Source organism: Ancylomarina sp. (genome assembly GCF_041555295.1).
In the GTDB taxonomy this organism is placed as follows: Bacteria; Bacteroidota; Bacteroidia; order Bacteroidales; family Marinifilaceae; genus Ancylomarina.
The window spans coordinates 1-2,769 of sequence record NZ_JBFFKR010000370.1 but is presented as its reverse complement, the minus strand read 5'-3'; the positions used below and the strand labels follow the sequence as shown (position 1 = coordinate 2,769).

The window sequence follows — 2,769 nt, the reverse complement described above, 5'->3', positions numbered from 1 at the left end:
TGACAAAAACAGTAAGTCCTGCTAATGCTGGTAAATTTGAAGTAAAGCCAAAACTAAAAAAACAAATATAAGTCATCATATAATACATCACCCATATAAACACAGTATGTAATATAAAGGACAGTTTGTTATCAAGCTTACTAATAGCTTTAAATCCATCCATAAAGTTCCCAAGAGTGAATATTATCTTCTTATAAAATGTGGTGTGCTTAAACCTCTTTCTGAAAATAAATACGACCAATGCTAAAGCAACCATTACATACATGGTAATTGACGAGGCAAAAACAGCAGACAACTTAGAACTAACTTGTGGGTTGCGTGTCATAAAATCAGACAATACCTCAAATTGCGTAAACATGGTCAGAACTAGAAGTAACAAAAGCATAACAATATCTAAAGCTCTTTCCAAAACCACGGTCCCAATAAGCTTTGAGAACGAAACGTCTTCATATTTACTGATGACACCACAACGAGAAATCTCTCCCATTCGGGGCAAGGCTAAATTTGCGAAATAACCAACCATTACAGCTAAGAAAGTATTGGTAAAACGTGGCTTTCGACCCAATGACTCGATCAACATATTCCATCGAATAGTACGACTAACATGACTCAAAAGTCCAAAGAGGAGAGAAACTAGAATCCATAAATAGTTGACCTCATTTTTCAACACCTCAAAAATTTCAGATGTATCTTGTCCTCTATAGATTAACCAAAATAAAAAGGCGCTTATAGAAAAGAAAATTAGGAATTTTATACTTTGACTTAATGTTTTCTTCAATGTGTTCTGTTTTTGTACCAGGTTATTTTCCCATAACTCAAGCTTGCTTTATCAGTTTTCGAGCAATAAACCTCCTACTCTGATCAAATCATCAATCAGATTGAATTTTACAACATGAATATTGCTGAAATAAACAAATCTAGATTTTCTTGTCAATGAATTTTAAAATTTCAACAAGTAAACCCTGTTCTTATGGTATTTAGTTCTAAATTTGCCGTAATTATACGACAGGTGAACCGCAAAAATAACGAAATGTTTGTAAAATACTTTGGTTTTTTTAGCCTAAGAATAAATATCCTGTTAAAAAAGTATTGAAGACCAGAATATGGGTAACGTTAGAGCAAAGAAAAATTTAGGGCAGCATTTCTTAAAAGATTTAAATATCGCCAAGAAAATTGTTGATAGCTTACAAGCTAACCAAATAAATAAAGTGTTGGAAATAGGCCCAGGAATGGGTGTTTTAACTCAATATCTTCTGCCGAATAAGAGTTTTGAAACTCATGTTGTAGAAATTGACACCGAATCGGTAGCCTACTTAAAGGACAAATATCCTGAGTTAGATGGTCGAATTATAGGCGAAGATTTCCTTCGTTACGACTTATCAAAATTATTCGATGAGCCTTTTGTCATCATTGGGAATTTCCCTTACAATATTTCTTCACAAATTTTCTTTAGGGTTCTTGATTATCGTGATCAAATCCCTGAAGTTGTTTGTATGATTCAAAAAGAAGTAGCAGAACGCATGAGTGCAAAGCCTAGCTGCAAAGCCTATGGTATTTTAAGTGTATTGATGCAGGCTTTCTACAATATTGATTACCTTTTCACGGTTGGCCCTGAAGTTTTCAATCCACCGCCTAAAGTTAATTCTGGCGTTATTCGTATGAGTCGCAACACCACTACTCATTTAGAATGCAGTGAGCCCTTATTTATCCGAGTTGTTAAAACTGGCTTTAATCAACGACGAAAAACACTCAGGAATTCTCTAAAAAGCTTATTGGGTGACCTTAAGCTCGATGACGACATCATGGGACAAAGACCTGAGCAGCTTACTGTTCCAGAATTCGTGGAGTTAACTAATAAAATTGAAGCACTTCTAGCCCAATAGATTTACTATTCCAGACTTAAAGCTGCCTCTCAAAATTTGAATTTCTATTACTTTATCAACTATTTAATTATATTAGATGCTAAAGTAAATAGTTCTCTGATCTAAATTTTAAATAAAAGCCTATTTTCATATAATCGATACGAACATTCTGCGTCACATTTGGGATGCAGAACATTCTTCAATATGTCAATAATAAGATCAATGATCTAAGAAAATTCGTCACACACTCAAAAAAATAAGATGTTATGCAATTTGAATTAACCCGCGAATACATCGATGATCTAAGAAAGCTTATAGATCAGAAAAATGAGACTGAAGCAAAAGCGATAGTTGAACATCTGCATCCAGCAGATATTGCAGATATTTTAGACGAATTAAATACCGAAGAAGCCAGATATATATTTCTACTTCTCGATGATGATATAGGTGCCGATGTTCTTTCAGAAATTGAAGAAGACGACCGTATTCGATTTATAAAAGGTCTTCCAATAGAGGTCATAGCTAAAAAATTCATTGATCATATGGATTCTGATGATGCTGCCGACCTAATTGGTGCTCTTTCAGAAGAAAAACAAGAAGAACTTCTTTCTCATATAGAGGACATTGAAACAGCCGGAGATATTGTAGATCTTCTACATTACGATGAAGACACCGCTGGTGGTTTGATGGGAAAAGAGTTGGTTATCGTCAATGAAAATTGGACCGTTCTTACCTGTCTTCGTGAGCTTAGCCGTCAAGCTGAGGATATTGACGAAATTTATTACGTATATGTTGTTAATGATGATGGAAAACTAATAGGAACACTATCTCTTAAAAAGATGATCCTGAGTCCTACTTCTGCCAAAATCGTTAATATTTATGAACCTGATGTCATGTCAGTACATAC

General features: G+C 34.4%; 3 protein-coding genes. 2 read left to right on the top strand and 1 reads right to left on the bottom strand.

Features of this window, described 5'->3' with window-relative positions:
• Window positions 1-778, bottom strand: a 778-nt coding sequence (locus tag ABY905_RS16065; protein WP_372645703.1) for a lysylphosphatidylglycerol synthase transmembrane domain-containing protein, incomplete at its 3' end; no start/stop codon positions are given.
• Window positions 779-1,103: 325 nt separating this feature from the next.
• Here ABY905_RS16065 and rsmA point away from each other — a divergent pair.
• Complete coding sequence (gene rsmA, locus ABY905_RS16060) at window positions 1,104-1,883, top strand: 16S rRNA (adenine(1518)-N(6)/adenine(1519)-N(6))-dimethyltransferase RsmA (protein ID WP_372645701.1); 780 nt, start codon at window positions 1,104-1,106, stop codon at window positions 1,881-1,883.
• A gap of 245 nt (window positions 1,884-2,128) precedes the next feature.
• Window positions 2,129-2,769, top strand: a 641-nt coding sequence (locus ABY905_RS16055) for a magnesium transporter MgtE N-terminal domain-containing protein (RefSeq protein WP_372645699.1), incomplete at its 3' end; no start/stop codon positions are given.